The organism is Candidatus Arthromitus sp. SFB-mouse-NL, from assembly GCF_000709435.1.
Taxonomy (GTDB): Bacteria; Bacillota; Clostridia; order Clostridiales; family Clostridiaceae; genus Dwaynesavagella.
The window spans coordinates 900,153-926,781 of record NZ_CP008713.1; the positions used below are offsets into that span (position 1 = coordinate 900,153).

Consider the following 26,629-nt stretch of genomic DNA (forward strand, 5'->3'; position numbering starts at 1 on the left):
TATATATTATAGGAGTTATACAATTAAAATTTTGTTGTTTTTACTGTAATCAATATATTTTTTTATGTAATATTTTACAATCTTTATAAACCTATATAATTTCAAAAATAAAAATAAGAAGACTAGTATTATCATATAAAAATATACTAGTCTTCTTATTTTTACCTATAAAATATGTACTATTTATTAAAATCACGTTTCCTTAAGAAAGCTGGAATGCCATAATCATCATCCTTATCATTAGAATTATTTTTCTTAAAGTCCTTTCTTTCTTCTTGGGATTCCTCTTTTTTATCATCATTGATTGTTTTAGGAACATCTGTTTTAGTTGTTAAAATCTCTTCCTTTAAAATTTCACTTACTTTTCTATTTATACTTCCTTCAAAACCAGTAGCTATTAAAGTTACTCTAATTTCATCTTTTAAATCTTCATCTATAACAGCACCAAACATAAATACAGCATCTTCATCTGTAGATTCCTGAACCATGTTCCCAGCTTCATGAATTTCATGCAACGATAAATCAGGACCACCCGTAACATTCATCAATACACCTGTAGCTCCAATTATAGAAGTTTCTAATAGCGGTGATGATATTGCTTGTTTAGCTGCTTCTATAGCTCTATTCTCACCAGTACCTCTACCTATACCCATATGAGCAAGTCCCCTATCGCTCATAATAGCCTTAACATCAGCAAAATCTCTATTAACTATACCAGGTATAGTTATAAGGTCTGATATACCTTGAACACCCTGTCTTAAAACATCATCTGCTTTTTTAAAAGCTTCAAGTAATGATGTTTTCTTATCAACCATTGTAAGCAATCTTTCATTAGGTATAGTTACCAATGTATCAACCTTACTCATTAAATTCGATATACCCATATCTGCCTGTATCATTCTTTTTCTTCCTTCAAATGGGAAAGGTTTCGTGACAACACCAACTGTCAATATACCTAATGATTTAGCTATTTCTGCAACGACTGGAGCAGCACCTGTACCCGTTCCTCCTCCCATTCCTGCAGTTATAAATACAAGTTCAGCTCCTTGTATCGCATCTTTTATCATATCCTTACTCTCTTCAGCAGCCTTCTCACCAATATCTGGATTTGCTCCAGCTCCAAGACCTCTTGTTAACTTCTCCCCTATTTGGATTTTAGATTCTGCTTTAGATAATCTTAATGCCTGATTATCGGTGTTAACAACAATAAATTCTACATTTTTAAGACCATCTTCTATCATTCTATTAACAGCGTTCCCACCGCCGCCGCCACATCCAATTACTTTTATTCTTGCGTTTTGAAAAATACTATTCATATCAAAATCTAACACACTAATTCCTCCTATTTATTAGAAAAGCTAAAATTTAAATTTTGTACTAAAAAACTGGAAAACTTATATATAAAAATTTAAATACACCGCAGCCTAAAGAACTATGTACACGAGAGATATATTCAACAAAAATCCTTAAACTCCTTGTTTAATTCTTAAATTTTTCTAGTTCATTAATACTTACATTTCTTGAATGATCTGTATGAAACCATTCTTTTTTATTTTTATTTAAAATTCCCTGTATAGATATAGGCACCCAAGTTATTATATAAAATGGGTATATAAATATATAATAAAGTAAAACTTTAAATGTTAGTTTAGAATCTAAATGTATCATTATAGGAGTTATCATAAGTTGAAATATAAAATAGGCTAATGATATGAATCTTATAGCTTTAAATTCGAAAATTAATGGTTGTCCCATAAGAACAGCACTTAATGATAACGATAACTTACAAATATTAAACATCGAAACTATTCCAAGTATAGTTATTACTATAGGTTGTATGGAATATAAGGCACAGTCTAATGCTCTCAAATCTTTATGAGAAAACACCCTTTCTGTTAGCTTCCAAAAATATCTACTTGATACATCAGCGAATCCTTGCATCCACCTTCTTCTTTGATTCCATGATTGTTTTAATGTAAGAGGCTTTTCATCATAAACCACAGCCTTATAGGCAAATACAACTCTCATATTATTCATTATTAATTTACAAGTAAACTCTAAATCTTCTGTAAGGCACGTAGCTCCCCATCCAACTTTTTTAAGAGTTTCAATATCTAAACAAAATCCTGTACCTGATAGCTGACAAGACAACCCTAAATTATCCCTACATAACTGAAATAATCTATTATTACTCCAAAAAGCTATAGAATAACTCATTGTAAGCCAATTATCATTTGGATTTTTACTATCAATATAACCTTGAATAACTTTATGTCCATTATTTAATTTCACATTCATTTCTGTTAAAAAATTAGGTGATACAATGTTATCAGCATCTAAAACAATAATAGCAGAATATTTATCTCCCATATCAAATATTTTATTAAACATCCATTCTAGAGCATAGCCTTTCCCTTTATTCTTATCATCAAATCTTTCGTATACTAATGCTCCCTGAGCTAAAGAATATTCTTTTGTTCTATCCGTACAATTATCCGCTATAACAAAAATATCATAAAATTCTTTATCGTAATTCAAATTTTTTAAACTATTTAAACTATTAGAAATAACCTTTTCTTCATTATGAGCTGCAATAACAATAGCAAATCTATTTTTATTTTCAATTTTTCTATTTTCTCTATTTCTCAAAAGAAGACCCAATATTGAAACTGCTAAATAATAAAATGAAATAATATAAACTAAATTTATGATAATTGAAGCTATTTTTTCAATCAAATCAAAAAACAAATTGATATACCCCCTCTTAATAGCTACTTCTCTAAATACATTACTACAATATCACTTAATAATTCAATATAATTTTTGCAGCAATTTCTTTGTTAGACACATTTTGGACAAAAACTTCCCTTGTTATAAGTCCACATTTATAAGCTTCTATAAGAGAATTATCCATGGTATACATACCTAATTTCGTATTATTTTGTATTAAAGTGTATAGATTTTTAATATTATTTTCTTTTATACAATTAGCTATCATCGGAATATTAATCATAAATTCAAATAAATACAAGTCTTCTTGATTTTTATCAATAATATTTTTTTGATTAATTATACATCTTAACATGTTTGCCAAAACATTTTTTAAATAAAATTTGTTTTTAGGTTCCATTTCAAACAAAGATTCTAATGTATGCTGTATATTATTTAAATATACTGACGCTATAACAAGTACTCCAGCATCACAACACTTCATTATTAGTTTTAATACATCATAATTAGGTATATCATCTATAACCAATATATTTGGTCTTTCCCTAAACGCAGATTCAATACCACTTACATATGAATACGTATCTGTACCAATTTCTCTCTGATTGACTATAGATTTATTGTGCTTATATAAAATTTCAATAGTTGATTCAAGTGTAATAATATATTTTGAAGATGTTTTATTGATTTTTTGAATAATATTTGAAACAGTTAAATTTTTTCCACTGTTAATTGATCCAATTATCAATACTAATCCATTATTTAATTGTGATACAAAATTATAAATATTATCTGGAATATTAATCTCATTATTAAATTCACTTTTAGATAATATTTTAATTGATATGGCAATGCTATTTCTCTGTTTGAAAATATTTGCTCTAAATCTCCCAATACCTGACATCGAAAACGATGTATATTTTTCACCAATTTCACATAGCTCTGCAAATTTGTCTCCTAAAATTTCCTTTGCATAACTTATAAGCTCATCCTGATTTAATATTTTTTCAACTACTAATTCTAAATTCGAGTTAGTGCGTCCCAATATATTCGCGCCAACACTTAAATATATATAGGAGAATTCTTTATCACAAGCTATTTTTAATATCTGTTGTAATGTTAACATATGTATCGTAAAAGAGCATAAAACTCTTATCCCTCTCTCAAAAATAGATTCTATATAGTTTATACTTTCCAAAAATACACCTATTTATACAAAAATAACCATCTCTAATTATGAGATGGTTATTACATTATTTTTTAAAAAGTAATTCTTTATTTAATTTACTTAATGCCTTTTTTTCAATTCGTGAAACATACGATCTTGAAATATTTAATTTCTTAGCTATTTCCTTTTGAGTTTTAATTTTCCCATCTATTAATCCATATCTTAATTTTATTATAATTTGTTCTTTCTCATTTAAAATATTATTAAGCTTTTTATACATCTTCTTTATAGTTAATTTTTGTTCCACAATGTCAATTATTGTGTCATCACTACTATTTAGTATATCTATAAGTGAAATTTCATTCCCCTCTTTATCTGTTCCTATGGGATCTTGAAGAAATACTTCATTCTTTGTTTTCTTAGTATTTCTTATTAGCATAAGAATTTCATTTTCTATACATCTCGCAGCATAAGTTGCAAGTTTAGTTCCTTTTACATAATCAAAAGATTCAATACCTTTTATAAGACCTATTGTTCCAACAGATATCAAATCTTCCACATCCTTTATTGACGAAAATTTCTTTGCTATATGAACAACTAATCTTAAATTTCTCTCAATCAAAATATTTTTAGCTTCCAAATCCCCTGCTTTAAATCTATCTATATATTCTTTTTCCTGTTCGCTAGTTAACGGGGTTGGGAATGAATTATTTCCGACTATATATCCTACAAATAAAACGACGCTACCTATGATCTCAAATAAGTTATCTAACAATTAAGATCCCCCTATTTAAATGCTCAAAAATACGAAATTAAAAAGTACTAGTATAATATTCCACTATTTCCTTAAAAATTGGACCTGCAGTATTTCCTCCAAATTGTCCTTCTTCGTTTATATTTTCAACAAATACAAACATTGAATAGTACTTATTTCTATGTTTAAAATATCCTAAAACCCATCCATCTGAAACAATATTTTCTCCATCAAACCTCTCACTTGTACCTGTCTTAACACCACTCTCTACACCACTAATTTTGATATTCTTTCCCGTACCATTTTCCAGAGTATTTATTAACATACTTTTTAATATATTTGCAGTATCTTTTTTCAATACTTTGTCGGAAGTATTACTAAACTCTTTTATAACCTCATTATTTTCATTAACAATCTTATCAATTAATTTTAGTTTAGTATAAATGCCATTATTTAAAATTGTATTTGTTATATTTAAAGCTTGTAATGGTTCAATTAACATATTTTGACCCATAGATAAAAATAAAGGTCCATCTTCATATTCTTTAGGTTCAGCATAGCTTCCACTAGCCTCTCTTAAGTCGCTAAATCCTAATACTTTTTTAAAAAATCCTTGCTCCTCAGCATAATTTTTAATTAAGTCCCATCCAACCTCTTTTCCTATTTCTGCAAATATATTATTGCAAGAAACAGCAAGAGCATCTTCCATAGTTAATTTTCCTGCATGCCTATCTTTACATAGATTATATCTGCTATTTTCACAACTAAATTCATGCTTAGATGTAAAAATTCCAGAATCAATCGCAGCTTCCGCAACCACTAATTTAAAAACCGAACCTGGTACATATCCAAGACTTGTGGATCCAAGAATAATATTAGGATTATACTCATTTTTTTGAGTTAATGCTTTTATTTCTCCAGTTGATGCTTCCGATATAGCAATTGCTATGCTATCAAATTCATCATATTTTTTATCACTAATTATATTTTTTACACCATCTTGTAACTCCTTATCTATAGTTAATTTGAAATTGTTATTATTTGGATCCACAACATCTTTACCAGTTTTAACATAATTAAAATCAATCTTTGGATATTTGTTATTTTCTATATAAGTATGATAATTTTCTTCTGTCGAATTTTCGGAAATTTCTTTTATCAGAATATTTTCAATTGACCATGCTTCTTTTTCATTAAACTCATCGTATTCATAAAGATAAATTCCATTTATATCTTGTACAGTTTGTAATTTCTCATATGTATATTTATCAACCTCAAATTTGAAATTATATCCAGGATTCTCCTGAAATTTTTGAATTAAATCAAAATCCTCATTATAGTTCTTTAAAATAGATGTGAATGTTAAAATCTTCTCCATTTCTATATTATTGTTAAAATTCTTAAATATGTTAGATTTTACTTCTACTATATATTTAGTACTATACTTAATAAGATCATTAGACTTATCATCTAAAATCCTATAATTTAAATTACTTGTCCTATAATCTAAGTTATATTGATTCATTGCTATAGATACATACTTGTCTGCCTTTGCACCTAACTGTATAAATGCAAGTCTAAAAATTATAATAGAGATACTCAATCCAAATAAAATATTTATAAACCTTATTCTCAATCTAACATTTTTCTTGTCCATAATAAAACTCCATCCTATTTACCCAAACAAATATTTGTATAAGTCATTCCAAATCATAGCAAAAATATTCACAAATATTAATAAATTTTCAAAAAATGAATTTAAGGTTAGGATAATACCATCCTAACCTTAAACTTCTAGCTTAATGAAATTTCATTTTTCTTCATAATTATAAAATCATTTTGTTTTAATTCAGTTTCAACATGTGCTGTGAAAATCATTTGAGCATGATTTGCCTTCTCAATACTTTCACCTTTACTATTTTTCATATCATTCAATACGACCTCAAAATTTTCAGTTTTAGGTCTTATAATTTCAACCTTATCTCCATTAAATACTCTATTTCTTTGTTCAATAGTTGCTATCTTTGTTTCTCTATCATAATCTTTTACAATTCCAATTATATCATATTCTCTAACATATGTTGCACTCTCATAGCTTTGCTCTCCAGATTTACCATAAAAGAAACCAGTAGAGTATCTTCTATGACTTATCTTTTGAAGATTTCTTTTCCACTCAGGATTAACTTTAAAATTTTCAGGATCTGCGTAATAAGTATCAATTGCTTCTCTATACATCTTTACAACCATTGCAAGATAAAATAAACTTTTCATACGCCCTTCAATTTTAACAGAAGCAACACCAGATCTAATAACATCATCAATATGTTCAATCATACATAAATCTTTTGAGTTCATTATGTAAGTTCCATCTTCATCCTCAAAAACTGGATAATACTCATTTGGACGTGTTTCCTCTACAAGATAATATTTATATCTGCATGCCTGAGAACACGCTCCTTTGTTTGAATCTCTTGATGTCATATAATTTGATATCAAACATCTTCCAGAATAAGCCATACACATAGCACCGTGAACAAACACTTCTATCTCACAATCTTCTGGCAATTTATTTACGAATTCTTCTATCTCTTTTAATTTTAATTCTCTAGCTAAAATTATCCTTTTTAATCCATAATCATACCAAAATCTTGCAGTTTCATAGTTCATTGCATTTGCCTGAGTACTTAAATGTATATCTATATTTGTATTCTTTTTAATTATTGAAATTAAACCAGGATCTGCAACAATAGCCCCATCAACTCCAAGAGATTCACATTTTTTAACATATTCCTCAATACCATTCATATCAAAGTTTCTTGGAATTGCATTTAAAACTAAATAAACCTTTACCCCTCTATCGTGAGCATATTCAATTCCTTCCTTCAATTCATCAAAATCAAAGTTATCTGCAAATGCTCTCAGGTTCAATCTTGGACCGCCAACATAAACAGCATCAGCCCCAAAGTCGACTGCGACTTTTAATTTTTCCAAACTACCTGCTGGTGCAAGTAATTCAACCTTTTTCATTTTCTTCATTCCTCCTTAAAATCATTACACCGTCGCCAATAGGCAATAACCATGTCGAAAATAGTTTATTATTGACAACATTTTTCAAAAACTTTCTCATGTTATTTATGATAGTTTTTTTGCGTTTCACAATCAAACTATCCGATGCAACCATACCTTTATATAAAACATTGTCAAACATGATTATACCATTTTTATTTAAATTTTGGATACAATTGTTCAATAGTTTTTCATAATGAGATTTAGACGAATCAATAAATATAAAATCATAATCACAATCTAAATATTCAAAATTTTCAAAACAATCGCCTTCTATAAGTCGTATATTATCCTCATAATTAAACTTTTTAAAATTATCTTTTGCAAGTATAATACGATCTCCATCCCTTTCAACAGTTGTTATTTTTACATTACCTTTAAGCTGTTCACACATAAATATAGATGAAAATCCTATGGCTGTTCCAAATTCTAAAATATTCTTAGGACTATTAAGCTTAAATATCATACTAATAAAATTTTGGACCTGCTTATCAATTATTGGAATATGATTTTCCAAAGCGTATTCCTCAAGCTCCATAAGATCTTCTGATAAATCTAGATTTATATTCTCAATTATAAATTTGTTTATATCATCATTAATTATATTACCCATGCTAATTTCTCCTAAATCGACATAATCAATAAAAAATAATTTTTTGTTGTATTTTGACTATTTATAAAACTATAGTCAATAAACTTATTTATGTCAACAATCGTATACCCTTAAATCTTATTAAAAAATAAAAAGACCACTTATATTAAAATGGCCTTTTAGAATTTATTTTTTTACAGCAAGAGTTGTATCTCTAATAGCTTTCTGTTTCAAGAAATCTGAATAATTCTCAAAGAAATAATGGTAATTTGTTTCATCATTTAATATAAAATATAAATAATTTGTATCACTTGGACTAATTGCCGCTTTAATAGACTCTCTTCCTGGCGATGCAATAGGTCCTATAGGTAAGGATGAATATTTATATGTATTGTATTTAGAATCAACTTCCAAATCAGAATTATATAAAACCTCTTTATGCTTTCCTAAAGCATAAATAACAGTTGCACATGATTGAAGTGGCATTCCAACCCTCAATCTATTATAAAATACAGATGCAGCCTTAACCCTTTCTTCATCGTGTATAATCTCTCTCTCTACAATAGATGCCATCGTTACAATATCATCTATTTTATCTTCAGGAACCGAAACCTTCAACTCAGTTTCTATTTCTTTTAAAACTTGCTCAAATCTATCAATCATAGTTTTTATAACTACATTTGGTGTTGAATCCTTATCAAAATGATAGGTATCTGGAAATAAAAAGCCTTCCAACAAATATCTTCTTTCTTCGATATTTTTAACGTATTTGGGTAATGGATAATATCTTACTTCATTCAAAAAATCTTGTTTTGTAAAATTGAGTCCTGATTTTTCAAATAATTCTCCCATTGCCTCTATAGAATAACCTTCTGGAACAGTAACTTTAACAAATTCATTTAACACTCCTTTATTAAGGAAAGCCATGAATGTCCCTAAAGATACATCATTTCCAAAAGAATATTCTCCTGGTTTTATATTTGTATCATAGTTAAATACCTTAAGAGAAATTTTTACAAATAAATGGTTCCTGAGTTTACCTTGATTTGCTAATTCATCTATTACATTATTTAAGGTATCTCCCTCTTTAACATTAATCTTTACATCCGATGAAAATGGTCTATTATTTATCGATTGAAAATTATAAACAAAGTATGCAACAAAACATAATAGCACCGAGAAAACTAAGATTAAAATTTTTGATAACCAAGATATTCTCATTAAATCCTCCTATATATTATCAACATTTATAATTCATTAAAGCCAAAATAGATACACGCCATTATTCATATAAAAAATAAAACAAAAAAGCCAAAGTGTAAAAAGTCAATACACTATGGCTAAAATCTAATTAAACAAAACTTTGTATTCCAAAAGCTTCATTTAATATCTTCATTATGTCATCAACAATTATACCAACTTTTTGTTCGTATTGAACATATTCAGCTACAACAGGGTTAGCCATAACTTTTTGAGATACTACTTTAAACTTCTCTTCTGTTTCCTTCTCTAGTTTTCCTGATGAGCGTTGCTCATTGAAAACCAAAAATTGAACATCTCTTAACTCTTTTAAAAGAGACTTCAAGCTATCATCCGCATTAATTTTTTCACTTATCTCTTTTAATTTCTTAACCTCTTCCATTTGCTTAATAGAACTAGCTAGTTCATGAGCTTTATCATGAATATTAACCATTAATTTCTCCTCCTAATATTAATGTAATATAAAAATTATCCTATATTATTATATTTCCATTATAATTGGTAAAATCATAGGACGTCTCTTAGTTTTTTCATATAAAAAGCTTCTAAGTGTATCTTTAATGTTCGACTTCAAAGTAGACCAATCCATTATTCCATCTTCTTCACATTCACGAAGAACTTCTCTAACTAAGTCCCTAACATTATCAATTAGTTTCTCAGATTCACGCACATAAACGAACCCTCTTGATATTATATCCGGACCTGCAATTATTGTTCCATTTTGACTGTCTATAGTAACAACAACTGTAAGAACTCCATCCTGTGATAAATGCTTTCTATCTTTCAATACTATATTACCTACATCACCAACACCAAGTCCATCAACAAATATTTGACCTGATGGAACAGTTCCTACTTTGCTTATAGAATTTCTCTTTACCTCTGCAATTTCTCCACATTCCATTATCAACATATTTTTTCTGCTGATTCCTAAGCTCTCAGCTAATTCAACATGATGATTTAGATGTCTAAATTCACCATGAATTGGTATAAAGAATTTTGGTTTTGCAAGTGCAAGCATCAACTTAAGTTCTTCTTGACAAGCATGACCTGAAACGTGAACCTTAGCTTTGGATTCATATATAACATCAGCACCACTTTTAAATAATCTATTTACAACCTTAGATACAAGTTTCTCATTTCCTGGAATTGGAGTCGCTGAAAATATAACAGTATCTCCTGGAGCTATTGATGCTTTTTTATGATCTCCTGATGCCATTCTCGCAAGAGCTGACATAGGCTCTCCCTGAGTTCCAGTAGTTATAATAACAATTTTATCTGGAGCCCATCTATTAATCTCATCAATTCCTATTAAAACATTGTCATCAAATTGTATATATCCAAGTTCTTTAGCAACACCTGTTATATTTTCCATGCTCCTACCAGATATAGCTACTTTTTTTCCGTACATAGAAGCCGCATTAATTATTTGTTGAATCCTATGAACATTAGATGCAAATGTTGCAACTATAATTCTGGATTTTGCTTTGCCAAATATATCTTCAAAAGTCTTACCAATTACCCTTTCAGAAATTGTATATCCTGGTTTCTCAACGTTCGTACTCTCACCAAGCATACAAATTATACCTTTTCTTCCTAATTCTGCAATCCTACCAAGGTCAGCAATTTCTCCATCTATCGGAGTAAAATCAACCTTAAAATCTCCAGTATGATAAACTATGCCAATAGGAGTATGTATTGCAATTGAAACAGCATCTGGAATACTATGATTATTTTTTATAAATTCCATACTAATACTGTCAAACTTGATAACATCTTTAGGCTTTACAACATTTAACTTAGCATAATCAATATAATGTTCTTTAAGTTTCACTGATAGTATACCCAATGTTAACCTTGTTCCATACACAGGCACATTAATCTGTTTTAATATGTAAGGAACAGCACCTAAATGGTCCTCATGACCATGAGTTAAAAATATTCCTTTAACTCTATCTTTATTTTTAATTAAATATGTTATATCGGGTATTACCAAATCAATCCCATACATATCATCATCTGGGAATTTTAATCCACAATCTATAACAAAAATATCATTTTTATATTCTATTGCTGTTATATTTTTCCCAACTTCATTCAATCCACCAAGCGGTATGATTTTTATAGAATTTTGAGTTCTTTTAGAATCCTTGTTAAAAGCTTTTTCTCTCCTTTGTTGACTAGACTCTTTTTTCGAACCCCCATCTCTCTTATTAGCTTCATCTTTTTTAGAATAATTATCTCTTGATCTATAATTATTCTTAGAATCAATAACATCATGTTTTGATTCCACTTTTAAATCCATTACTTAATTCCTCCTATTCCCTTTTACATTCACTACAAATTCCTAAAATTTTTAAATTATGGTCAATAATTTCAAATTTGTATTTATTCTCAACCTGTTTTTCAAGATCTTCTAACAAATCCTCTTTAACCTCCATAATTTTATTACATTTAACACAAATTAAATGGTGATGCGTATGTTCCTCATCAAAAGAAGACAATTCATATCTAATAACTCTACCATCAAATACTAGTTTGCTAAGAACTCCTAACTCCTCAAATAACACGATAGTTCTATAAACAGTAGCAATCCCTATAGTCTTATTCCTTTTATTTACATAGTTATAAATCTCATCAATTGTTAAGTGCTTATCTCTATTTTCAATTATCACACTTAATATGCATTCTCTTTGAGCTGTTAATTTATATCCTTTTGACTTTAGGTATATTTTTATATCTTCTATATCATTTAATCCTCTCTGCATTAAAACTACTCCTTAGACATAAAGTCCAAATTATATCATTTATTTAACATATTCAAATAATCCTGTAAAATTATTTGAGCTGCCATCTTGTCAACTATATTTTTCCTCTTTTTCCTAGACATATCTGCTTCTAACATAAAATTATTTGCCAAAACCGTAGTCAATCTTTCATCCATAAATTCAATTTTGATACCCTCATCTAAAATCTTTTCCAAATCTTCACAAAACTTAATAACCTTTTCCCCTTGAAATCCAATGCTACCATTCATATTCTTGGGTAAACCAACGACAAGCTTACTAACTTTATTATCTTTTATAATTTTATTAATGTAACAAATATCCTTCTCGTACTCACTACGCCTATATGTACCAATACCTTGAGCTATTATTCCTGAACTAATAGCAATTCCGATATTCTTATCACCTATATCTAATCCCATATAACTCATCCAATTAACCTCTGCACAACTAATAAAAAAATCCAAGTAAGCTAACCGCAAACTTGGATAAAATTAATTACTTTTTTAAGTAAGTTTTCAATACTTCTTCTAATATCTCATCACGCTCAAGTTTACTTATCAATGCCCTGGCACCGTTATAATTTGTAATATAAGTTGGATCACCAGATATAAGATATCCTACTAACTGATTTATTGGTTTATATCCCTTTTGTTCTAAGGAATTGTAAACCTCTTCCAATATTTCTTTAGTGTTCAATTGATCTACAGGTCTGACTTTGTTGTCAATCAAGTTCCGATCATATTTTATAAACATAGTAAAATCTTTTTTCATAATCCATACGCACCTCCTCTTTTGGAGTCGTCTTACAGTAATTATATAACAATAATTATCATTTGGCAATTAAATAATTTCATATATCTGATCAAAAGCATTCTTAAGCTTTTCGATATTCGTTGTAGATCCTTGTGCCATATCTTTTCTACCGCCTCCGCTTCCATCAGCCAACTTCAAAGTTTCCTTTAACAATTTTCCACAATCAATGCCAAACTCAATTGCTTTTTTACTTGCCATACAAACAACACTTGCTCTTCCATTTATCACAGAGGCAAGCATAAACACTCCACATTCTACTTTATCTCTTATATTAGCACAAGTATCTCTAAGTCTATTAATATCAACATCATTAAATATATTAACAACTATCTTTATACCATTCTTCTCTTTACAATTCTCAATAATATTGTCTATATCTTTTAGCTTTTCATTTGATATTGCTGAAACTAAGTTTAGTATTTCACTATTTTTATTTTTTATATCCAATACCAAATTTTTAACTTTATTTACAATTTCATTAGTTGATGAAGCCTTAATTTCAGACGAAATTTCGTTCAGTATATTTCTATTAGACTTTACAATGTCAAACACGTTACTTCCAGTAGTTGCCTCTATTCTCCTTACTCCTGAAGATACAGAACTTTCACTAATTATAACAAAACCACCAATAAATCCAGTATTATCAACATGTGTTCCACCACACAATTCTATACTAAAATCATCTACACTAAGTACTCTAACCTCATTTTCATATTTTTCATCAAATAGAGAAATTGCACCCTTTTCTTTAGCAGATCTTATATCCATAATCTCAGTTTTTACATTTATTTGCCTATATATATATTCATTTACTATATTTTCAACTTGTTGTATTTCATCAGAAGTTAGAGCCTTAAAATGGGTAAAATCAAATCTAAGTTTCTTATCATCTAAATAGGACCCAGATTGTTTAACATGGTTACCCAAAACTAGTCTTAAAGCACTTTGAAGCAAATGTGTAGCAGTATGATTTCTACAAATCGACCTGCGTCTAGATTCATTAACAATAAGCTCAATTTCATCATCTTTATTAATAATTCCGTCTAAAACTTCTACAAGATGATATATCTGCCCCTGCATATTTTTCTTAGTTGAAATAACTCTTGCAACTCCATTTTGGGATTTTATTGTACCTATATCTCCAATTTGCCCTCCCATTTCAGGATAAAAAGGTGTTTCATTTGAAATCAAAAACCCCTTAGTGTCTTTTTTAATACTATCACTAAAATTATTATCAACTATTAAATCCTTAATTTTAGATTTAGTCTTCAAACTTTCATATCCAACAAATTCCGTCTCGTAATTTTCAGTTAAGTTCAATACACCAAGATCATTCCCCAAGTAATTATCAGTTTTTCTAGAATCTCGAGCCATTTTTTGTTGATTTTTCATCTCAAACTCAAATCCATCAATATCAACTTTTATATTCTTCTCTTTTAAAATTTCTTCAGTAAGCTCAATAGGAAATCCATATGTATCGTACAATTTGAATGCTTTACTTCCTGAAAGAATAAACTCGTTCCTATCCTCTAATTCTTTAACATAATTATTAAGCAAAATATCTATTCCTTTATTCAAAGTCCTACTAAAATTATCTTCCTCAACATCAACTATATTATTTATATATTCTTTCCTTTCAATTAACTCAGGATAACTATTTTTATATTTATCAATGACTCTGCAAACAATATCATTTAAAAATTTTCCATCAATGCCTATAAGTTTTGCATGTCTAATACTTCTTCTCATTAATCTTCGTAGAACATATCCACGACCTTCATTACTAGGAATTACTCCATCACAAATAAGAAAAGTTATACTACGAGAATGATCAGCAATTACTTTTGATGAATAATCTAATTGATCATCTCTACACAATGCACTGGCCATATTCTTTACACTATCAACTATAGATTTAAGAAGATCAGTTTCAAAAACATTACTAACTCCTTGAGTTATGATAGCTAATCTCTCAAGCCCCATACCAGTATCAATATTTTTATACTCTAAAGCTTCATATACCCCATCTTCATTTTTGTTAAACTGAGTGAATACAAGATTCCATATTTCAAAAAGTTCACCTTTATCTTGTAATTCTAGAAATTTTTCTACAGAATCAATTTTCTCATCCACGAAAGAATAAAATATCTCAGAACAAGGTCCACAAGGTCCAACACCAATTTCCCAAAAATTATCTTCCTTACCGATCCTAAAAATTCTATTGCTACCAATGCCAATTTCTTTTTCCCAAATCTCAAAAGCTTCATTATCTTCCTCATAAACACTTACATACAACTTATCAATAGGTATACCAATAACTTTAGTTAAAAACTCCCAAGCATAGGCTATAGCATCCCTCTTAAAATAATCTCCAAACGAAAAATTTCCAAACATCTCAAAAAAAGTGCAATGTCTTGCTGTCTTGCCAACACTGTCAATATCTCCAGTCCTTATACATTTCTGACACGTTGTAACTCTACTAGATGGAGGAAGTGCAGCCCTCGTAAAAAACTTTTTCAAAGGTGCCATTCCTGCATTAACAAGCAATAAACTATCATCATCTTTAGGCACCAAAGGGAAACTACTCATTACATAATGTGATTTGTTTTTAAAAAATTCAGCAAATAAATCTCTCAAATCATCATAAGTATATTTTTTCATAACACACATCACTCCATTTTAATTAAAATCTGTCGAACTATGTCTAAAAATATTTTCTCATAATTCCACCACCTAGAACCAAATCACCCTGATATAGTACTAGAGATTGACCACAAGTCATTGCACGCTGTGGATCATCAAAAACAATTTTTATCTTACCATCATTAACCCTAAACATTTTAGCAGAACACAGCTTTGCTTGATAACGAATTTTAGCCTCAACTTCTAATCCATCTTCAAAATCTTCAATATGTACAAAATTAACATTATCAATTATAGCATTTCTAAAAAATAGATCTTTTTCCGAACCAATAATAACCTCATTAGTTTTGGAATTTATACCTATAACATATACTGGTTTCCCAAGTGGCAAATTAAGTCCCTTCCTCTGACCTATTGTATAATAAACAATTCCTTTATGTTCTCCTAAAACTTTTCCATCCTTATCAACAAAATTTCCTTTAACAATCTTCTCTCTATTTGATATAAAATTACCGTGGTTACCATCAGGAACAAAACAAATTTCTTCACTATCTTTTTTATTATGTATATCCATTCCAATTTCTTTAGCAATCTCTCTAACCTGTTCCTTTGTATATTTCCCACAAGGCATTAAAATATTCTTGAGTTGATCCTGATTAAGAACATACAGCATATATGTTTGATCTTTCTTATGATCAATTCCTCTCTTCAATATAAACTTTCCATTAAATTCTTCAATATTTGCATAATGACCTGTAGCTATATAGTCAGCCCCCAACTTCTTTGCCCCTATTAAAAATTCCCCAAACTTTATATGTCTATTACATTCAATACAAGGATTTGGAGTATTACCAATCATATAATCTTTAACAAAATAATCAACTACCTTATCCTTAAATATATCCTTATAATTCAAAACATAAAATGGTATATCTAAAAGTTCCGCAACCTTACGAGCATCAAGAACTGACGAAAGTGAACAACATCCACCTTCCTTAAGCAAATAAACTTCATCATTCTGAGATAAATTCAACATAATGCCTATAACTTCATATCCTTCTTTTTTCAAAAGATATGCAGCAACAGCACTATCAACTCCACCACTTAAACCAATAACAACTCTCTTTTTATCCAAAACACATCACCCAAACTCAATCTATTATCTTCTATATCTCTTAACTATATCTTTTAATTCTTCTATCACATAATCGGCATCCTCTTTTTTCGAGTTCTTTCCTAAGGTAAATCTAACAGAACCTTGAGCTTCTAAGGACGAAAGACCTATTGCCTGAAGAACATGTGACGAATTAACAGATCCAGAGTTACAAGAACTTCCACTAGACGCACATATACCTTTCAAATCCAGAGCAAGAAGTATTCCCTCATCTTTGATTCCTTCAAAACATACATTTATATTATTACTTGTTCTATATTTAAGTGATCCATTAATACGACTATTTGGTATTTCCTTCAAAATTCTATCAATCATATAATCTCTAAGTTCTTTTAATTTTCTATTCTCTTCATCAATATCCTCACACACAAGTTCAATCGCTTTGCTTAATCCAACAATTCCATAAACATTTTCAGTACCAGATCTACGTCCCTTTTCCTGACTTCCACCATGTATATAATTATCAATACTTGTTCCATCTTTTATATACAGAATTCCAATTCCCTTAGGTCCATATATTTTATGTCCTGATATAGATAACAAATTTACAAACTCATATTTATCAAGTGATATATCAATTTTACCTATGGCTTGTATCGCGTCAGTATGAAAAATAATATTTTTATTATGACAAAGTTCAGATATAGCCTCGATATCTTGGATTGTTCCAATTTCATTATTAACAAAAGCAATAGAAACAAGTATTGTTTTATCAGTAATTGCATTATTTATATCATTTACATTAACAATACCATCAGAATCAACATCCAAATATGTAACTTTAAATCCATTCTGCTCTAAATATTTACAAGTATATAAAACAGAATGATGCTCTATCTTTGTTGTTATAATATGATTTCCCTTTTTTCTATTAGCAAAAGCAACTCCTTTAATCGCCCAATTATTCGATTCTGTTCCACCACTAGTGAAAAACACTTCTTTTCTTTGACACCTTAAAACTCTTGCAATATTTTCTCTTGAATGCTCTATTGCATTTTTTGCAACTCTTGAGAATTCATGTATTCCAGAAGGATTCCCAAAACATTCAGTAAGATATGGTTTCATCGTATCTATAACTTCATCCCTTAAAAAAGTTGTGGAAGCATAATCCATGTAAATTCTTTCATTCATCGATATTAACCCCTATATTTATAAAATTTAATTTATTATGTTCATCTATTATATCCTGAAGCGTAACTGATGAGAAAATACTATCAATGGCATCTTTTATCCTAACCCACAAAACACGAGTAGCACATTTATCTAAATTATCACAACTTGAATCCTTTTCGACACAATCGGATATATTAACAGGACCTTCAACTACATCTATAATATCTTTAATTGTAATTTCTTTAGGAGTCCTTGTTAATGAATAACCTCCCTTAGCTCCTCTAACACTTTTAATAAGATTGGCTTTCTTAAGAATAGAAAATAATTGTTCTAAATAAAGCTCAGATATCTTTTGTTTTTGTGCAATACTACGCACAGACATCATTCCGGTATCATAAACCAAAGCAAGCTCAAGCATTGCCTTTATTCCATATCTACCTCTAGTAGACATTTTCATGTAAATTCTCCTTAAACTTAATAATAATTCAAAATTATAGCAATTTCATTTTTTATAGTCAACACGACCAAACTATATAAAAAATAAAAATCTAATCCTAATAAACAATCAGATTAGATTTTTAAAATTACTCAATTCCATATTTACTAATTTTTCTAAATTTTTGATATCTTTCTTCTTTAATTTCACAACTCGACTTATTTTTGAATCTCTTAATAAAATCAATTATATCGTCTCTCATAGACTCAGCGATCTTATCTTTAGTTACATGAGCACCTTCACCGTACTCATCAATTATCTTGTCCGCAATACCAAATTCCTTCAAATCATAAGATGTAAGTTTCAAAAATTCAGAAGCCTCTTTAAATTTGCTAGAATCTTTCCATAAAATACTAGAACAAGCTTCTGGAGATATTACAGAATAAATTGAATTTTCAAGCATCCAAATTTCATTAGCTACAGAAATACCTAACGCTCCACCACTTCCACCTTCAGATATTACAATAGATAATATAGGACAAGTAAATCCCATCATTTCAAATAAATTTTTAGCAATAGCTTCACCTTGTCCTCTCTCTTCGGCTTGTTTACCACAAAACGCTCCAGGAGTATCAACAAAAGTTATTATTGGCCTATTAAATTTATTTGCCTGTTCCATCAATCGTAGAGATTTGCGATATCCCTCAGGACTAGGCATTCCAAAATTCCTTAAAATATTATCCTTAGTATTTTCTCCCTTCATTTGTGCAATTATTGTCACAGGCGTATCGTTTATAAATCCAATTCCTCCAACTATAGCTCTATCATCTGAATAATATCTGTCACCATGCAATTCTTCAAATGAATCAAATACATTTTCCAAATAGAATCTTGACGTAGGACGCATAGGCATTCTAGCAAGTAAAACCCTATCCCAAACACTCAAATTACTCATTTGCATCTCTCCTATGTGCCTTTAATATGTAAGTTATAATATTTTTCAAATCTTTTCTATGTACTATTTTATCTATAAAACCCTTATCTAAAAGAAATTCAGCCTTTTGGAAATTATCAGGTAATCTTTCATTAATAGTCTTTTCTATAACTCTCTTACCTGCAAATGCAATATACGCATTCGGTTCACTAATTATTATATCACCAAGCATAGCAAAACTCGCCGTAACTCCACCTGTAGTAGGATCAGTTATTACTGTTAAATATAATAAACCACTATCAGATAACCTCTTCAAAGCACCACTAATTTTAGCCATCTGCATTAAAGACAATATTCCTTCCTGCATCCTTGCACCACCTGATGCTGTAAAAATTATCACAGGTAACCCATTCTCTATAGCATACTCTATAGCACGAGTTATTTTTTCACCAACAACACTCCCCATACTTCCTATCATAAAAAAACTATTCATGATACAAACAACTGTTTCATAACCACTAATTAAACACTTACCACATACAACAGCATCTTTTTCTGATGAAACTTTCTTAGCATCTTTAAGTTTTTTATCATAATTAGGAAAATCTAATGGATCAACACTAACCATGTCACTATCAAATTCTTCAAAGGTATTTTGATCTACCAAATACTCAATTCTTGTCCTCGGATCTAATCTAAAATGATACTCACAGAAAGGACAAACCATTAAATTGTCTTGAATATCTTCCTTATATAAAATCCTCAGACAATTATTACACTTAATCCAACGATCATTTGGAATATACACCTTTCTCTCTTCTTCAAAAGGCATCGTACTTACAGTAACATACTTATTTTTCTTAAAAAAATCGATTATCATCACTTGATATTCACCAACTTATTCAAAAATCCTGTATTATAATTACCTCGAGCAAAATCTTCGTGATTCAAAATATCAAAATGGAAATCAATATTGCTTGTAATTCCATCAATAATAAATTCAGCCAATGATCTCTTCATCTTCATTATAGCTTCATCTCTAGTATTACCATGAACAATAAGTTTAGCAATCATTGAATCATAAAACGGAGGTATTGTGTATCCCTGATAAACAGCACTATCTAATCTAACACCCAGTCCTCCTGGTACATTCAACTGATCTATCTTTCCTGGACATGGAACAAAATTTTTCTTAGCATCTTCAGCGTTAATTCTACATTCAATAGAATGACCATTAATCTTTAAATCATTTTGATTAAAAGATAATCTCTCACCAGCAGCAATCCTAATTTGCTCTTTTATTAAATCTATACCTGTTATCATCTCTGTTATAGGATGTTCAACCTGAATGCGTGTATTCATTTCCATGAAATAAAAGTTTTTATCATCATCAACCAAAAATTCAATTGTACCTGCATTCACATAGTTGACAACTTTACAAATCTTAACAGCAACCTCACCCATTTTTCTTCTTATATCATCATTTAAAAATACGGAAGGTGCCTCTTCAACTATTTTTTGGTTCTTACGCTGAACTGAACAATCACGTTCAAATAAGTGTACAACATTTCCATAATTATCTGCTAAAACTTGAAATTCTATATGATGTGGATTCCTAACATATTTTTCTATATATACAACATCATTATTAAAACACGCAAGAGCCTCAGCCTTTGCCATTAAATATGCGTCCTTGAAGTCATCTTCCTTATCTACTATTCGAATACCTTTACCGCCTCCACCAAGTGCAGCTTTTATCATAACAGGAAAACCAACTGATTTAGCTATTTCAAGAGCATGCCTCTCATCTCTTATAAAACCCTCATAGCCATCAACAATAGGTATACCATGATTTTTCATTGTAATTCTCGCATTTGCCTTATCACCCATCATATCCATAGTTTCTGGAGTAGGGCCTATGAATATAATATTACAATCTTTACACATCTTAGCAAACTTAGAATTTTCAGAAAGAAATCCAAATCCTGGATGAATAGCTTCTGCACCACTTAATGATGTAGCCTCCAAAATATTGGGTATATTTAAATAAGAATCCCTAGCAGAGTTTGGACCTATACAAATAGCTTCATCAGCAAGTTGAGTATGTAATGCTTCCTTATCAGCCTCTGAATAGACAGCCACGGACACTATGCCCAATTCTTTACATGCCCTTATTATCCTTACAGCTATCTCTCCTCTATTTGCAATCAAAATCTTGTTTATCATAAAAATCTCCTAACTACTTAATAGCAAACATTATTTCTGCCTCACAAGCAATTTCACCATCTACTTTAGCAACAGCCTCTGCTTTTCCAAAACTAGACCTCATTTTTAAAATTTCGCACTTAAGTTCCAAAACATCCCCCGGAACAACAATTTTTCTAAATTTTATCTTATCTGCTCCAGCAAAAAATGCAATCTTTCCTCTATTTTCTTCAATTGCAAGTATAGCTGCCGCACCTGTCTGAGCCAATGCTTCCAAGATTAATACCCCTGGCATCACAGGTTGATCTGGAAAATGCCCTTGAAAAAAATTTTCATTAAAAGTAACGTTTTTTATTGCAGTAACGGTTTTCTCTGTCATATCTATTATTTTATCTATAAGTAGAAATGGGTATCGATGCGGAATAATCTTCAATATTTCTGTTATATCCAACACTTTTTTCATTTAGAAATTCACCTTCTATTAATTCTTTTTAATCTTAAATAGTTTTTGTCCAAATTCTACCATTTGTGCATTTTTAACCAAAATTTCTATAACTGTTCCTGAAAATTCACTTTCAATTTCATTCATCAGTTTCATCGCCTCTACTATACATACAGTATCACCACATGATATACCCTGTCCTACAGAAATATAAGGCTGTTTCTCTGGAGAGGATGCCAAATAAACGGTTCCAACCATAGGAGAAGTTATGTACTCTATATTTTCTTCAGAAACCTCTTCCTTAACATCATTTGATGAATTATTTGATAAGTTATCAATTACACTATTGATGTCATTTTCAGATCTAATATTATTATTAAAATTAGGTTTAGTAATTTGATTGGTTGAGACGCTATCTAAACGATTTGATTCTTTATCAAGTTTTAAATATAAATCTTGATAATTTATTTCCATCAAAGAAAGGCTAGAATTATTTATCTTGTCTATCAATTCCATTATTTCTTTAAACGATATCATTCTTTAACCCCTCCATTTCTTGAAAAGCAACACAGCATTATGGCCACCAAAACCCAAAGAATTAGACATTGCGTAATTCACTTCTTTTTTAATACCTTTATTAGGAACATAATTTAAATCACATTCTTCATCTTTAACTAAATAGCTAGCCGTTGGATGTATAAAATCCTCTTCACAAGATTTTACACAAGCTATAGCTTCAACAGCCCCTGAAGCTCCTAAAAGATGTCCAGTCATAGATTTTGTTGAACTTATCTTAAGGTTATATGCATGCTCCTTAAAAACTTCCTTAATAGCAATAGTCTCAACAGCATCATTCATCTTCGTACTTGTTCCATGAGCATTTATATAATCAACCTGATCATAAGATATTCCTGCTTCATCTAAAACATTTTGCATAGCTTTAGCACTCATCTTACCATCTGGCATAGGAGCAGTAATATGATACGCATCAGTAGTAGAAGAATATCCAACTATCTCAGCATAAATATAAGCTCCTCTTTTCTGTGCACTTTCTAAAGTTTCCAATATTAATATACCTGCTCCTTCTCCCATAACAAATCCATTTCTTTCTTTATCAAAAGGTATCGATGCACGTTCTGGATTATCTGTCGTGTTTAAAGCTGTAAGTGCTGTAAAACCACCTAAAGCCAAGCTAGTTATTGCAGACTCACTCCCACCAGTTATACAAATATCCAAATATCCATGTTTTAATAATCTATACGCATCTCCAACTGAATGCGTTGATGTAGCACATGCAGTAACAACGGACTTACTTTCACCCCTAGCTCCATATTTAATAGCGATATTCCCAGCAGCCATATTTATAATTAACTTGGGTATAGTCAATGGAGATAATCTAACAGAATCAGTTTTTTTTAACTTATTTATAACTTCTTCTAAAGTATTGAATCCACCAACTCCCGATCCAACAATAACTCCAAATCTATCTCTATCAATACTTTCCAAATCTAACTTAGAATTTTGAATAGCTTCTTCTGCTGCGTATAATGCAAATGTAGAGTATGGATCCAATCTTGAACATTCTTTTGCATTAAGTCTATTAGATACATCAAAATTCTTTATTGGGGCTATTACCTTCACTTTATCATTACCAATAATTTTATCTCCTATTGCTTCTATTCCAATAACGCCTTCTTTTGCATTCTTCCAAAACTCTAATACATCATTTCCTATGGGTGTAATGGCTCCCATACCTGTAACAACAACTCTATTATCCATAAAGAACTTCCTCCTACATCACCATTCCGCCATCTACAGTTATAACTTGACCTGTTATATAATCAGACATATTACTAGCCAAAAACACTGCTAAATTTGATACATCTTCGGTTTTACCCATTTTTTTTAATGGTATATGAGATAAAATAGTTTCTTTGACATTATCACCTAATACATCTGTCATATCAGTTTCTATAAATCCTGGAGCTATAGCATTAACATTTATACCTCTTGAACCTAATTCTTTAGCTAAAGATTTAGTCATACCTATTATTCCAGCTTTAGAAGCAGCATAATTAACTTGTCCAGCATTTCCAATAATCCCTATTACTGAACTAATATTTATAATTTTACCACTCTTTTGTCTAAGCATAATACTTGATGCATGCTTAGCACAATTAAACGATCCTTTTAAATTCACATTAATTACACTATCAAAATCTTCTTCTTTCATCCTCATAACAAGTGCATCCCTTGTTATACCAGCATTATTAACCAGAATATCAATTCTCGAAAACTTTTCCTTACAGAAATTCATCAATTCCTCTGCTACATAAAAATCACTCACATCACCTTTATGTAATATTGCAACTCCACCGTTTTGTTCAATCTCTTGTTTTGTTGTTTCTGCACCATTATCATCACTTCTATAGTTTAAAACTACTTTAGATCCTTGCCTTGCAAAATTAATAGCTATAGACTTACCAATCCCTCTAGATGCTCCCGTAACAATAGCAACTTTATCTTTAAGCATGCTTACACCCCACTCAAAACTTTTAAAGATTTGTTCAAAGATGATTCATCTTCAATATTTAATACCGTTACTCTTCTATCTATTTTCTTAACAAAACTTGATAAACTTCTCCCCGGTCCTATTTCAACAAAAGTATCAATTCCCATTTCAATAATTTTCAATATACTATCTTCCCAAAGAACAGAACTCATAATCTGATTGGACAATAATTCACAAATTCTATTTCTATCCATCTTATCTGCCGTAACATTTGATATGACAGGAATATTAAACTCTATGTTAAATTCTGTGTTTTCTAATTCTTTTTTGAATTTCAATGCAGCCTCCTTAAGAAAGCTTGTATGAAATGGAGATTTAATTGGAAGTCTTACACTTCTCAAAGCTCCTCTTTTCTTAAACATCTCATCCGCTATATCAAGTGCAGAAGCCTCACCAGAAACAACGATTTGAGAAGGACAATTATAATTTGCAATTTCCAAATGTCCATAAGACTTAACATCATCTATAACTTGCAATATTTTATCCTTATTTAATCCAATGACTGCCGTCATACCATATGAATTTCCATCCAAAGAATTAACCATAAAATCTGCTCTTTTGTTAACTAATGGAATTGATTTATCGAAATCTAAGATACCAGAACATACAAGTGCTGAATACTCTCCTAGACTCAAGCCAGCAGTACAAGCTGGTCTTATATCTACTAAACCCTTCAAAGCCTCCATTATGGCAATACTAACTGCCAGTATAGATGGTTGCGTTATTTTTGTATCGCTTATTTCATCCATACTTCCATTAAATATTTTATCAGAAATAGAAAATCCTAAAATTTCGTTAGTTTTCTCAAAAACTATTCTCGATTCACTAAAATTTTCATAAAAATATTTTCCCATACCAACATATTGGGATCCTTGACCAGGAAACATAAATGCTACATTCTTCATTACCTATTTCTCCTATGTTACTAATTACCATTTAATTAATACTGAACCGTAAGTAAGTCCACCACCAAAACCAACAAGTATAACTAAATCTCCCTTAGATAAAGAACAAGAATTTCCTAATTCACTAAGTGCAATTGCAATACTTGCAGCTGAAGTATTACCATATTTACCTAAATTAGTAAAAAACTTATCTACATCAACTTTTAAACGTTTAGCAGCTGCTTCTATTATTCTTTTATTAGCCTGATGTGGAACAATAAACTTAATATCACCTATAGAAATATCATTATTTTTAAGTAATACATCAATTCCTTCAACCATAGATGAAACCGCAAATTTAAATACTTCTCTACCATCCATATGTATACTAAAATCTATGTCCAACTCTCTATCCATCATAAAATTAGATAAAGGAATAGCCTTAGATATTAAAGAATCTGATTTTTCTCCAACTGATCTCGTATATGTATCAATAATAGCAGACCCATTCTCGGAGCGCTCGATATAGATAGCACCTGCACCATCTCCAAATAATACACAGGTATTCCTGTCTTTCCAATCTATAATTTTCGATAGCACTTCACTTCCTATTACAATAGCATTTCTATATTTTCCACTGCTCAAAAGAGAATCAGTCACAACAATACCATAAATAAAACCTGTGCATGCTGCATTCAAATCAAAAGCTGTAGCATTTAAAGCACCAATACTTTTTTGAACTAAACACGCACATGAAGGTGTATTATTATCTGGAGTAATAGTACAAAAAATAATAAGGTCTATATCTTTAGGATCCTTATTTATTTTATTTAATAAATTTTCTACTGCTCTAATCCCTAATACAGATGTATTTTCTGTAGAAATACGCCTCTCTCTTATACCTGTTCTACTATATATCCATTCATCACTTGTATCAACCATTTTTTCTAAATCATTATTGGTTAAAATTTTATCAGGAACATACATACCCATACCCAAAATGCAATTACGTATATAACTCATTTAAAATCTCCTCAGATTGTAATTAGCATTT

At 29.9% G+C, this 26,629-nt stretch carries 26 protein-coding genes; all 26 read right to left on the bottom strand.

Annotated elements, in window-relative coordinates:
• Positions 1–179: 179 nt before the first annotated feature.
• Positions 180–1,331, bottom strand: coding sequence for a cell division protein FtsZ (ftsZ, locus tag SFBMNL_RS04375; protein WP_005806164.1), 1,152 nt, complete (start codon positions 1,329–1,331; stop codon positions 180–182).
• Positions 1,332–1,479: 148 nt separating this feature from the next.
• A complete protein-coding gene (locus SFBMNL_RS04380; protein WP_014017958.1) occupies positions 1,480–2,748 on the bottom strand; it encodes a glycosyltransferase family 2 protein in 1,269 nt (422 codons plus the stop codon).
• A gap of 55 nt (positions 2,749–2,803) precedes the next feature.
• Positions 2,804–3,928, bottom strand: coding sequence for a type IV pilus twitching motility protein PilT (locus SFBMNL_RS04385; RefSeq protein ID WP_007445694.1), 1,125 nt, complete (start codon positions 3,926–3,928; stop codon positions 2,804–2,806).
• 55 nt (positions 3,929–3,983) lie between these two features.
• The gene (sigK, locus tag SFBMNL_RS04390; protein ID WP_005806158.1) at positions 3,984–4,673 is read right to left on the bottom strand and encodes an RNA polymerase sporulation sigma factor SigK; all 690 of its coding nucleotides are present in this window, start codon (positions 4,671–4,673) and stop codon (positions 3,984–3,986) included.
• Between the two features lie 37 nt (positions 4,674–4,710).
• A complete protein-coding gene (locus tag SFBMNL_RS04395; RefSeq protein ID WP_005806156.1) occupies positions 4,711–6,309 on the bottom strand; it encodes a penicillin-binding transpeptidase domain-containing protein in 1,599 nt (532 codons plus the stop codon).
• Positions 6,310–6,446: 137 nt separating this feature from the next.
• Positions 6,447–7,679, bottom strand: a complete 1,233-nt coding sequence (locus tag SFBMNL_RS04400) for a peptidase U32 family protein (protein WP_014017960.1) — start codon at positions 7,677–7,679, stop codon at positions 6,447–6,449.
• Positions 7,666–8,331, bottom strand: coding sequence for an O-methyltransferase (locus SFBMNL_RS04405; RefSeq protein ID WP_005806151.1), 666 nt, complete (start codon positions 8,329–8,331; stop codon positions 7,666–7,668). Before SFBMNL_RS04405 ends, SFBMNL_RS04400 begins: the two co-directional genes overlap by 14 nt.
• Before the next feature lie 165 nt (positions 8,332–8,496).
• Entirely contained in the window at positions 8,497–9,531 is a 1,035-nt protein-coding gene (mltG, locus tag SFBMNL_RS04410; RefSeq protein WP_005806149.1) for an endolytic transglycosylase MltG, read from the bottom strand.
• Positions 9,532–9,661: 130 nt separating this feature from the next.
• Positions 9,662–10,003, bottom strand: a complete 342-nt coding sequence (locus tag SFBMNL_RS04415) for a YlbF family regulator (RefSeq protein WP_005806147.1) — start codon at positions 10,001–10,003, stop codon at positions 9,662–9,664.
• A 48-nt stretch (positions 10,004–10,051) separates the two neighbouring features.
• A complete protein-coding gene (locus tag SFBMNL_RS04420) occupies positions 10,052–11,875 on the bottom strand; it encodes a ribonuclease J (RefSeq protein WP_042294662.1) in 1,824 nt (607 codons plus the stop codon).
• 13 nt (positions 11,876–11,888) lie between these two features.
• Complete coding sequence (locus SFBMNL_RS04425) at positions 11,889–12,338, bottom strand: Fur family transcriptional regulator (RefSeq protein WP_005806144.1); 450 nt, start codon at positions 12,336–12,338, stop codon at positions 11,889–11,891.
• 35 nt (positions 12,339–12,373) lie between these two features.
• Complete coding sequence (ruvX, locus tag SFBMNL_RS04430) at positions 12,374–12,787, bottom strand: Holliday junction resolvase RuvX (protein ID WP_042294663.1); 414 nt, start codon at positions 12,785–12,787, stop codon at positions 12,374–12,376.
• A 67-nt stretch (positions 12,788–12,854) separates the two neighbouring features.
• Complete coding sequence (locus SFBMNL_RS04435; RefSeq protein WP_005806140.1) at positions 12,855–13,130, bottom strand: IreB family regulatory phosphoprotein; 276 nt, start codon at positions 13,128–13,130, stop codon at positions 12,855–12,857.
• A 69-nt stretch (positions 13,131–13,199) separates the two neighbouring features.
• Positions 13,200–15,833 (bottom strand): alanine--tRNA ligase, encoded by a 2,634-nt coding sequence (gene alaS / locus SFBMNL_RS04440; protein ID WP_041568918.1) that lies wholly within the window; start codon positions 15,831–15,833, stop codon positions 13,200–13,202.
• A 43-nt stretch (positions 15,834–15,876) separates the two neighbouring features.
• Positions 15,877–16,950 carry a tRNA 2-thiouridine(34) synthase MnmA gene (gene mnmA, locus SFBMNL_RS04445; RefSeq protein WP_042294664.1) on the bottom strand — a complete coding sequence of 358 codons (1,074 nt, stop codon included), beginning with the start codon at positions 16,948–16,950 and terminating at the stop codon, positions 15,877–15,879.
• Between the two features lie 24 nt (positions 16,951–16,974).
• Positions 16,975–18,120: a cysteine desulfurase family protein gene (locus tag SFBMNL_RS04450; protein WP_042294665.1), complete on the bottom strand. Its 1,146-nt coding sequence runs from the start codon at positions 18,118–18,120 to the stop codon at positions 16,975–16,977.
• The gene (locus SFBMNL_RS04455; protein ID WP_005806132.1) at positions 18,113–18,559 is read right to left on the bottom strand and encodes an RrF2 family transcriptional regulator; all 447 of its coding nucleotides are present in this window, start codon (positions 18,557–18,559) and stop codon (positions 18,113–18,115) included. The genes SFBMNL_RS04450 and SFBMNL_RS04455 overlap by 8 nt, the downstream gene beginning before the upstream one ends.
• 127 nt (positions 18,560–18,686) lie before the next feature.
• Positions 18,687–19,493 carry an acetyl-CoA carboxylase carboxyltransferase subunit alpha gene (locus SFBMNL_RS04460; protein WP_042294666.1) on the bottom strand — a complete coding sequence of 269 codons (807 nt, stop codon included), beginning with the start codon at positions 19,491–19,493 and terminating at the stop codon, positions 18,687–18,689.
• Entirely contained in the window at positions 19,486–20,352 is an 867-nt protein-coding gene (gene accD / locus SFBMNL_RS04465; RefSeq protein WP_005806127.1) for an acetyl-CoA carboxylase, carboxyltransferase subunit beta, read from the bottom strand. Before accD ends, SFBMNL_RS04460 begins: the two co-directional genes overlap by 8 nt.
• The gene (locus tag SFBMNL_RS04470) at positions 20,352–21,698 is read right to left on the bottom strand and encodes an acetyl-CoA carboxylase biotin carboxylase subunit (RefSeq protein WP_042294667.1); all 1,347 of its coding nucleotides are present in this window, start codon (positions 21,696–21,698) and stop codon (positions 20,352–20,354) included. Before SFBMNL_RS04470 ends, accD begins: the two co-directional genes overlap by 1 nt.
• Before the next feature lie 13 nt (positions 21,699–21,711).
• Entirely contained in the window at positions 21,712–22,140 is a 429-nt protein-coding gene (gene fabZ / locus SFBMNL_RS04475) for a 3-hydroxyacyl-ACP dehydratase FabZ (protein WP_081832580.1), read from the bottom strand.
• A gap of 18 nt (positions 22,141–22,158) precedes the next feature.
• A complete protein-coding gene (gene accB, locus SFBMNL_RS04480; RefSeq protein ID WP_042294668.1) occupies positions 22,159–22,656 on the bottom strand; it encodes an acetyl-CoA carboxylase biotin carboxyl carrier protein in 498 nt (165 codons plus the stop codon).
• Between the two features lie 3 nt (positions 22,657–22,659).
• Positions 22,660–23,898 carry a beta-ketoacyl-ACP synthase II gene (gene fabF / locus SFBMNL_RS04485; RefSeq protein WP_042294669.1) on the bottom strand — a complete coding sequence of 413 codons (1,239 nt, stop codon included), beginning with the start codon at positions 23,896–23,898 and terminating at the stop codon, positions 22,660–22,662.
• 13 nt (positions 23,899–23,911) lie between these two features.
• On the bottom strand, positions 23,912–24,652 hold the full coding sequence (gene fabG, locus SFBMNL_RS04490) for a 3-oxoacyl-[acyl-carrier-protein] reductase (RefSeq protein WP_042294670.1): 741 nt from the start codon (positions 24,650–24,652) through the stop codon (positions 23,912–23,914).
• 2 nt (positions 24,653–24,654) lie between these two features.
• Positions 24,655–25,596 (bottom strand): ACP S-malonyltransferase, encoded by a 942-nt coding sequence (gene fabD, locus SFBMNL_RS04495; RefSeq protein WP_042294671.1) that lies wholly within the window; start codon positions 25,594–25,596, stop codon positions 24,655–24,657.
• 24 nt (positions 25,597–25,620) lie between these two features.
• Positions 25,621–26,598 carry a beta-ketoacyl-ACP synthase III gene (locus tag SFBMNL_RS04500; RefSeq protein WP_005806114.1) on the bottom strand — a complete coding sequence of 326 codons (978 nt, stop codon included), beginning with the start codon at positions 26,596–26,598 and terminating at the stop codon, positions 25,621–25,623.
• Positions 26,599–26,629: the final 31 nt, after the last annotated feature.

Excerpts from the sequence above, each read along its gene's own strand:
- SFBMNL_RS04395 (WP_005806156.1), bottom strand. The coding sequence starts at position 6,309 with ATGGACAAGAAAAATGTTAGATTGAGAATAAGGTTTATAAATATTTTA.
- SFBMNL_RS04400 (WP_014017960.1), bottom strand. The coding sequence starts at position 7,679 with ATGAAAAAGGTTGAATTACTTGCACCAGCAGGTAGTTTGGAAAAATTA.
- SFBMNL_RS04405 (WP_005806151.1), bottom strand. The coding sequence starts at position 8,331 with ATGGGTAATATAATTAATGATGATATAAACAAATTTATAATTGAGAAT.
- mltG (WP_005806149.1), bottom strand. The coding sequence starts at position 9,531 with ATGAGAATATCTTGGTTATCAAAAATTTTAATCTTAGTTTTCTCGGTG.
- SFBMNL_RS04415 (WP_005806147.1), bottom strand. The coding sequence starts at position 10,003 with ATGGTTAATATTCATGATAAAGCTCATGAACTAGCTAGTTCTATTAAG.
- SFBMNL_RS04420 (WP_042294662.1), bottom strand. The coding sequence starts at position 11,875 with ATGGATTTAAAAGTGGAATCAAAACATGATGTTATTGATTCTAAGAAT.
- SFBMNL_RS04425 (WP_005806144.1), bottom strand. The coding sequence starts at position 12,338 with ATGCAGAGAGGATTAAATGATATAGAAGATATAAAAATATACCTAAAG.
- ruvX (WP_042294663.1), bottom strand. The coding sequence starts at position 12,787 with ATGAGTTATATGGGATTAGATATAGGTGATAAGAATATCGGAATTGCT.
- SFBMNL_RS04435 (WP_005806140.1), bottom strand. The coding sequence starts at position 13,130 with ATGAAAAAAGATTTTACTATGTTTATAAAATATGATCGGAACTTGATT.
- alaS (WP_041568918.1), bottom strand. The coding sequence starts at position 15,833 with ATGAAAAAATATACTTATGATGATTTGAGAGATTTATTTGCTGAATTT.
- SFBMNL_RS04450 (WP_042294665.1), bottom strand. The coding sequence starts at position 18,120 with ATGAATGAAAGAATTTACATGGATTATGCTTCCACAACTTTTTTAAGG.
- SFBMNL_RS04455 (WP_005806132.1), bottom strand. The coding sequence starts at position 18,559 with ATGAAAATGTCTACTAGAGGTAGATATGGAATAAAGGCAATGCTTGAG.
- SFBMNL_RS04460 (WP_042294666.1), bottom strand. The coding sequence starts at position 19,493 with ATGAGTAATTTGAGTGTTTGGGATAGGGTTTTACTTGCTAGAATGCCT.
- accD (WP_005806127.1), bottom strand. The coding sequence starts at position 20,352 with ATGATAATCGATTTTTTTAAGAAAAATAAGTATGTTACTGTAAGTACG.
- SFBMNL_RS04470 (WP_042294667.1), bottom strand. The coding sequence starts at position 21,698 with ATGATAAACAAGATTTTGATTGCAAATAGAGGAGAGATAGCTGTAAGG.
- fabZ (WP_081832580.1), bottom strand. The coding sequence starts at position 22,140 with ATGAAAAAAGTGTTGGATATAACAGAAATATTGAAGATTATTCCGCAT.
- accB (WP_042294668.1), bottom strand. The coding sequence starts at position 22,656 with ATGATATCGTTTAAAGAAATAATGGAATTGATAGACAAGATAAATAAT.
- fabF (WP_042294669.1), bottom strand. The coding sequence starts at position 23,898 with ATGGATAATAGAGTTGTTGTTACAGGTATGGGAGCCATTACACCCATA.
- fabG (WP_042294670.1), bottom strand. The coding sequence starts at position 24,652 with ATGCTTAAAGATAAAGTTGCTATTGTTACGGGAGCATCTAGAGGGATT.
- fabD (WP_042294671.1), bottom strand. The coding sequence starts at position 25,596 with ATGAAGAATGTAGCATTTATGTTTCCTGGTCAAGGATCCCAATATGTT.
- SFBMNL_RS04500 (WP_005806114.1), bottom strand. The coding sequence starts at position 26,598 with ATGAGTTATATACGTAATTGCATTTTGGGTATGGGTATGTATGTTCCT.